Source organism: Streptomyces griseoluteus, from assembly GCF_004784465.1.
Taxonomy (GTDB): Bacteria; Actinomycetota; Actinomycetes; order Streptomycetales; family Streptomycetaceae; genus Streptomyces; species Streptomyces griseoluteus.
Genome location: NZ_SRRU01000009.1, coordinates 411,889 through 418,441 on the forward strand (window position 1 = coordinate 411,889; position 6,553 = coordinate 418,441).

Below are 6,553 nucleotides of genomic sequence, written 5' to 3' on the forward strand. Positions count from 1 at the left end.
GAAGTCGAGTTGTTCAGGGGACGCGAGGGAAGGGGGGCGGCCGGACCGGCGGGGGAGTGGCCGGGCCGGCCGCCCGGTCGGGGGAACCGGGGCTCAGCCCCAGCAGTTGTCCAGGCCGTACGCGGTGTCCTTCGCATCAACCCCGGCCTGCGCCTTGTCGGTGATCAGGGTGACGCCGGTGTCGGTGTAACCGGACGCCTTCTTCCCGTCCTTGGCGTACGACACCACCGCCTTCACGCCCTCGGCGGCCATCTTGAGCGGGTACTGCTGCGAAGTCGCCGCGATCTTGCCGTCCTTGACCGCCTTGGTGCCGGTGCAGCCGCCGTCCACGGAGACGATCAGTACGTCCTTCTCCCGGCCCTTCGCCTTCAGCGCGGTGTAAGCACCCAGTGCGGCGGGCTCGTTGATCGTGTAGACGACGTTGATGCCCGGTTCCTTCTGGAGGCAGTTCTCCATCGCCGTCTGTCCCTTGGTCTGGTCACCGGCGGTGTCCTGGGAGCAGACCACGGAGGGGTCCTTGGCGCCGACGCCGAAGCCCTTGAGGAACCCGTCGTGCCGCTGTACGCCCACCGAGACGCCCGGCGCCAGGTCGAGCGTGGCGATCTTCGCCTTCTTGCCCTTCATGGCGGCCTTGGCGTACTCGCCGATCAGCTCGCCCGCCTTGAGGTTGTCCGTGGCGAACAGCGCGTCCACCGCGCTCTGCGGCTCGGTCGGCGTGTCCAGCGCGATCACCAGTACGCCCTTGGCGCGGGCCTTCGCCAGGGCGGGCACGATCGCCTTGGAGTCGCTCGGCGTGATCAGGATGCCTTTCACCCCGGACGCCACCATGTTCTCGATCGCGGTGACCTGACCGGCGTTGTCCCCATCGAACTTGCCTGCGGCCGTGAGGAGTTGGGCGCCATTCTCCTTGGCCGACCGCTCCGCGCCCTCCTTCATCTTCACGAAGAACGGGTTGGTGTCGGTCTTGGTGATCAGCCCGACCTTGACGCCGCCCGAACCCGACTTGGCCGACTCCGACCCGGAGCCGGAGCCGCACGCCGTGAGGGCCAGGGCCAGGGCGCCCGTACACGCGGCGACTCTCAGCAGGGACAGGTGCGGGCGAGGATTGCGAGACATGAACGACTCCTGCGGGATTGCGAGCGGCGCGGCCGGCATCGGAGCATGCCGTCCCGAGGTGTCATCGTTGACTTATGTCATCGTTGACACGGCATGGCGAGGACTATGGACGGCCCCTCGGGGCGCCGTCAATGCCCTGGACCTGTCACAAATCGGCAACGTAAGCGGCTTCTGCCGCTCGCCCTGAACCGGCCAACCAACGCCTGCGCGCGAACCGTTGACGCGCCCCTGTCCCTGCCGCATCATCGACGCACCCGCTCGCTGTCATCGATGACATGAGTCAACGATGACATCTCCCGCCGACGCCAGTGACGACGGCACCGGCGGCCCGCCCACCTCCTCCCGGACCCGTGCGCCCCGCGCGTCACGCTCCGCCGCGGGGCCGACCGCAGCACAGGAGATGTCATGAGCTCCGTACGTGGAGCGCGGCACGCCCGCGCCTGGCTGATCGCGGCGGCACTGTCCGCCTGCGCCCTGGCGGCCACCTCGCTCACCCCGCCGGCGGCCGCCGCCGACACACCGCCCTACACCGAGACCTACCGCCCCCAGTTCCACTTCACCCCCGAGCGGAACTGGATGAACGACCCCAACGGTCTCGTGTACTACCAGGGCGAATACCACCTCTTCTACCAGTACAACCCCAACGGCAATTCCTGGGGCGACATGTCCTGGGGCCACGCGGTGAGCACCGACCTCGTGCACTGGAAACAGCTCCCGCTCGCCCTCTCCCACGACGACAAGGAGATGGTGTTCTCCGGCAGCGCGGTGATCGACCGGAACAACACCAGCGGCTTCGGCACGCCGGGCAACCCGCCGATGGTCGCCGTCTACACCAGTGCCTTCAAGAGCGGCGGCAAGCAGGCCCAATCCCTCGCCTACAGCACCGACCGCGGCCGCACCTGGACCAAGTACCAGGGCAACCCCGTACTGGACATCGGCTCCACCGAGTTCCGCGACCCCAAGGTCCAGTGGTACGCGCCGACCAAGAGCTGGCTGATGACGGTCGCGCTGCCCACCGAGCACAAGGTCCGCTTCTACACCTCCAAGAACCTCAAGGACTGGAAGCTGCTGAGCGACTTCGGCCCGGCGGGCGCGACCGGCGGCGTCTGGGAGTGCCCGGACCTCTTCCCCCTCGCCGTCGACGGCAACCCGCGCCAGGTGAAGTGGGTCCTGGTCACCAACGTCAACCCCGGTGCGGTAGCCGGCGGTTCGGGCACCCAGTACTTCACCGGTGACTTCGACGGCACCCGGTTCACCCCGGACGACGACGGCAGCTACACCCCGCCGTCCGGCACCGTGGTCCAGGACTTCGAGGGGGCCGGGTTCGGTGACTGGACGGCCACCGGCACGGCCTTCGGCGGCGGACCGGCGTCCGGGGCGGTGGACGGCCAGCAGACGGTCACCGGGTTCGACGGCAAGGGCCTGGCCAACAGCTTCCACGGCGGCGACCCGAGCACCGGCACCCTCACCTCACCCGGCTTCACGGTGAGCACCCCGTATCTCAACTTCAAGGTCGGCGGCGGCCGCCACCCGCACGAACCCGGCACCGCCGTGGACCGCGGACCCACCCCCGAGGGCACCGTCCTCGCCGACTTCGAGGGCGGCACGTACGGCGACTGGACCGCCACCGGCGACGCCTTCGGCACCGCGCCGGCCACCGGCACCCTCCCCGATCAGCAGCAGGTCTCCGGCTGGCTCGGCGACGGCCTGGTCAACACCTACCGCGGCGGCGACACCGCCACCGGCACGCTCACCTCACCCGAGTTCACCCTCGACAGGGACTACCTGGACTTCCTCGTCGGCGGCGGCAACCACTCCGCCGCCTCCGCCAACCGCACCGCCGTCGAACTCGTCGTGGACGGCCGCACGGTACGCACCACCACCGGCCGCGACGCCGAAGCGCTCGACTGGGCATCCTGGGACGTCCGCGACCTCAGAGGCAAACGGGCCCGCATCCGGATCGTGGACGACAACACCGGCCGCTGGGGCCATCTCAACGTCGACCACCTGGTCCTCTCCGACACCCGCGCCGAGCCCCTCACCCAGGAGACGGCCGTCAACATGGTCATCGACGGCCAGACCGTCCGCAGTGTCACCGGCCCCGACAGCGAGGCAATGGACTGGGCCTCCTTCGACCTGCGCCCCTACCAGGGCCGCACCGCGCGCATCCAACTGGTCGACCGCAACACCGGCGGCTGGGGCCACATCCTCGCCGACAGCTTCACGGCGGCCCGGGCCCCCGCCCGATCCGCCGTCGACCGCGCCTCCTGGGTCGACTACGGCAAGGACCACTACGCGGCCGTGACCTGGAACGACGCTCCTGACGGCCAGCGGTACATGATCGGCTGGATGGCCGGCCTCGACTACGCCGGCGCCACCCCCACCACCCCCTGGCGCAGCGCCCAGACGGTCCCCCGCCGCCTGACCCTCCGCACCGTCGACGGCCGCGCCCGCCTGATGAGCGAACCGGTGCCGGCGCTCTCCACCCTGTGGCGACAGCCGACCACGACGACCGGCCTCACCCTCATCAGCACCTCCCGCCCGCTCCCCGCCAAGGGCAACGCCCTCGACATCGAGGCCACCTTCTCCGTCCGCGACGCCGCCCGCTTCGGCCTCAAGGTCCGCACGGGAAGCGGGGGAGAGGAGACGGTCGTCGGCTACGACCGCACGGCCGGCGAGATGTATGTCGACCGCACCCACTCCGGGGTGACGGACTTCAGTCCGTCGTTCCCCGGAGTGCAGCGGGCCCCGCTGAAGCCGCACGACGGGAAGGTCCGGCTCCGGATACTCGTCGACTGGTCCTCGGTCGAGGTGTACGGGGGCGACGGCGAGGCGACCATCACCGACCTGATGTTCCCCGACCCCGCCTCCGACGGGGTGCGGGTGTTCGCCGAGGAGGGCTCGGTGAAGCTGGACCGGGTGACGGTGCGGCAGGTGGGGTCGTACCGGCAGTGACGGTGTGGCCGGGCACCCCGCGCCTTTCGCGGGGGGTGCCCGGCCGGCTCGCTACAGGTACGGCCGGGTGATCAGCTCGATCGCATGGCCGGCGGGGTCCTTCAAGTACACACCCCGCCCGCCGTGCTCATGGTTGATCTCGCCGGGCCGCCGCATCTGCGGATCGGCCCAGTGCACGACCCCGCCGTCCTGGAGCCGCCGGTAGGCCCGGTCGAACAGCTCGTCGTCGACGAGGAACGCGTAGTGCTGCATCTGGATGTCGACCGGCGGCTCGGCGAACTGGAGCAGCACCCCATCACTGAGCTGCACATTCACGAACGGCCCCCAGGACGGCGCCTCCGGCACCTCCAGCAACTCCCGGAAGAACCGGGCCGATTCCTCACGGTCCTTGGCGGCGATGATGGTGTGGTTGAACGTTACGGACATACTGACCTCACGGTGGGCTCTGACTCGGACGCGATGACATACGCGCGTCCCGGAGGCCCCCGGGCAGTCAGCCGTCCACCGGCTGACCGTCCTGTGCGTGGCTCGACGCCGATCCGGTGTTCACGTGGGGGAGATTACAGGGTGGCGGCTTCACTGTCCCACCCTCCCGTCGATCCGCTCCCGCAACAGATCGGCGTGCCCGCAGTGACGCGCGTACTCCTCGACGCGGTGCACCAACAGCTCCCGCACGGCGATGTTCTCCTTGCCGACACGCGCTCCCAGATCGGCGTGCTCGGCCAACGCGGCGTCCGTGGCCGCCTGTTCCCGTTCCAAGTCGTGGAACGCCTGCTCCACCACGGCCTGTTCGCCGACGGCACCCTCGAAGTCCGCGTCCCGCACCCCGTACAGCTTCGGCAGCGGCTCACCCTCACTGATCCAGTTCCGCCAGTCCCGCTCAACCTCGGCGAGATGCCGGACGAGCCCGAGAAGCGACATGGTCGAGGGCGGAACCGACCGGAGCGCGAGCTGCGCCGGCTCCAGGCCCTCGCACTTCATCCGCAGGGTGAGGCGGTAGCTGGACAGATAGTCCTGGAGAGTCGCCAACTCGCCCTCCGGGCTCGGTCCTTCACGAGGGTCGTTGTCCGGATCGGTCCACATGTCGGGGTAGACGGTCGCCTCGGTCCATCGCGCGGGCTGCTCAGTCATGGGCTGCATGCTGGCGGGTAACTGCCTTTCGGCGCCACCGAGTTATGCCGTCGGCGTCGTCGGCGTGCCTCTGCTCGCTCTGGGGGTCCGGCAGTACGAGGCCGGCGCATCCCCCGCTGGCTGCCGACCGGAGCCGCGATCCCGCTCATCGCGGCGTGCGCCCTGCAGGGTGATTAGGGCGGTGGGAAAGCCCCGGTTGAGGATGCGGAAATCGTTTTATGGAGCCGAGCTACGTCAGGAAGCGCACGGTCAGCTGCTGTCCGAAATGCGATCACTCGTTCGCGGGACTTCGGCATAGGGGGCCGGTCTAGTGACAAGCCTCCCGTCGGCCGCCGAAAACGGCCAGGCAACGTACCCCTCACATGAAGGAATCCGACCATGAGCTTCATCCAGACCGGCAAGGTCGACCTGAGGTCCGACGACCCCATCGAGACGAGCGGCGGTAACACCTCGACCTTCACGCGCGTCACGTTCCCCAGCCCGTTCCCGCCGGGGTCCAACGTCGTCGTCTTCCCGTTGACCCAGACCTTCAACGGTCCGGAGACGCCGGGCATCCGCGTCCACGACGTCACCAACACAGGCTTCCTCATCCGTCTCAACGAGGTGTACGCCGGCGCCACCAAGAGCGACGGCAAGCACACCACCGAAACCATCGGCTGGCTGGCCGCGACCGTCTGACGCGCACCCTCTGGCCCGGCGCAGGTATCCCCGCTTCTTCAACGGACCCGGACGGAGCACTACGCGCCGACTGAGGCGGCCCTAAGGAGTGATCCTTAGGGCCTCTGGTCAGCTGTGCACTCGGCAGGATTCGAACCTGCAACCTTCTCATCGTCCAGCCCCGCCAGCAGCTTCTCGTACTCACTGATCACCGAAGAAGGATGGCAGCAGGCACTGACAGAGCCTCCGCGGCCAAGCAGCAGCTGGTGGGGCATTCATAGAGCCTCATCACCGGCGCCGGAGGTTCGTCGTGCCTCGTGGCGACCGCGCGATGGCGTTTCAGCCGGTTGATCCCGCACTTGACGGCGTGCAGTTGTTTGTAGTCGTCCTTGTGGAACTTCGCCGGGCGGCCTCCGGGATGGTGCACCGCGCACAGCGTCCGCGCAGGTAGGCGCGGTTCGCGCGGGAGCCGTAGGCTCGGTCGGCGCGAACCGTGTCCGGCCGGGATCGCGGGCCGCCCGGCCCAATCCGCGGCACGCGGATGGCGTCCAGGACCGCCTGGAACTGAAAGAGCGTTTTGTCCCGTCGGGGGTGTTTGATAAGTCGCGCCGTGTCAGCGGGTTGGGGCCGCACACGGAAGCGTGTGAGTATCCGCCCGTGGAGTGCGATGTGTGTGGAAGGCCGATGTGGCGAT

5 protein-coding genes are annotated in these 6,553 nt (G+C 69.0%); 2 read left to right on the top strand and 3 right to left on the bottom strand.

Annotated elements, in window-relative coordinates:
• Positions 1 to 93 precede the first annotated feature (93 nt).
• Entirely contained in the window at positions 94 to 1,116 is a 1,023-nt protein-coding gene (locus tag E5082_RS25205) for a sugar ABC transporter substrate-binding protein (protein ID WP_135793523.1), read from the bottom strand.
• 405 nt (positions 1,117 to 1,521) lie between these two features.
• Here E5082_RS25205 and E5082_RS25210 point away from each other — a divergent pair, with 405 nt between their 5' ends.
• Complete coding sequence (locus E5082_RS25210) at positions 1,522 to 4,071, top strand: glycoside hydrolase family 32 protein (RefSeq protein ID WP_135793524.1); 2,550 nt, start codon at positions 1,522 to 1,524, stop codon at positions 4,069 to 4,071.
• Positions 4,072 to 4,122: 51 nt separating this feature from the next.
• Here the strand turns inward: E5082_RS25210 and E5082_RS25215 are convergent, their stop codons facing one another.
• Both E5082_RS25215 and E5082_RS25220 read right to left on the bottom strand, forming a co-directional pair.
• On the bottom strand, positions 4,123 to 4,497 hold the full coding sequence (locus tag E5082_RS25215; protein WP_135793525.1) for a VOC family protein: 375 nt from the start codon (positions 4,495 to 4,497) through the stop codon (positions 4,123 to 4,125).
• Positions 4,498 to 4,647: 150 nt separating this feature from the next.
• A complete protein-coding gene (locus E5082_RS25220) occupies positions 4,648 to 5,202 on the bottom strand; it encodes a DinB family protein (RefSeq protein WP_135793526.1) in 555 nt (184 codons plus the stop codon).
• A gap of 378 nt (positions 5,203 to 5,580) precedes the next feature.
• Here E5082_RS25220 and E5082_RS25225 point away from each other — a divergent pair, with 378 nt between their 5' ends.
• Complete coding sequence (locus tag E5082_RS25225) at positions 5,581 to 5,880, top strand: hypothetical protein (RefSeq protein ID WP_135793527.1); 300 nt, start codon at positions 5,581 to 5,583, stop codon at positions 5,878 to 5,880.
• Positions 5,881 to 6,553: the final 673 nt, after the last annotated feature.

Coding starts and splice junctions, on each gene's coding strand:
- E5082_RS25205 (WP_135793523.1), bottom strand. CDS start 1,116: ATGTCTCGCAATCCTCGCCCGCACCTGTCCCTGCTGAGAGTCGCCGCG.
- E5082_RS25210 (WP_135793524.1), top strand. CDS start 1,522: ATGAGCTCCGTACGTGGAGCGCGGCACGCCCGCGCCTGGCTGATCGCG.
- E5082_RS25215 (WP_135793525.1), bottom strand. CDS start 4,497: ATGTCCGTAACGTTCAACCACACCATCATCGCCGCCAAGGACCGTGAG.
- E5082_RS25220 (WP_135793526.1), bottom strand. CDS start 5,202: ATGACTGAGCAGCCCGCGCGATGGACCGAGGCGACCGTCTACCCCGAC.
- E5082_RS25225 (WP_135793527.1), top strand. CDS start 5,581: ATGAGCTTCATCCAGACCGGCAAGGTCGACCTGAGGTCCGACGACCCC.